This is a genomic window from Peptococcus simiae (genome assembly GCF_046097595.1).
GTDB classification, from domain to species: Bacteria; Bacillota; Peptococcia; order Peptococcales; family Peptococcaceae; genus Peptococcus; species Peptococcus simiae.
This window is the reverse complement of the sequence record NZ_JBJUVG010000045.1, coordinates 1-208: the sequence shown is the minus strand read 5'-3', so window position 1 is coordinate 208 and position 208 is coordinate 1. Positions and strand designations below refer to the sequence as shown.

1 protein-coding gene is annotated in these 208 nt (G+C 48.6%); it reads left to right on the top strand.

Features of this window, described 5'->3' with window-relative positions:
- On the top strand, nucleotides 1-208 hold a 208-nt coding region (locus ACKQTC_RS09255; protein ID WP_408978154.1), incomplete at both ends, for a hypothetical protein.

Here is a 208-nt window from a genome sequence, read left to right as displayed (position 1 = left end):
GTAACCCCTTTACCCCTCAAGTACAAAAGGGAGCCTTAACTAGCGAAGAATTAGCCTGGTTAAAGGATCATGCTCAGTCAGGCCCACAGGCAGAGGAAGACCTGGCTAGGTATGAGGGTTTTAAGGCCAGAAAGGGGCTTAGTAGCGAAGAAATCGATCTGATGAATGCCTTTGCACGACAGGTGCCGGACTTTAAAAAGAGCCTGTA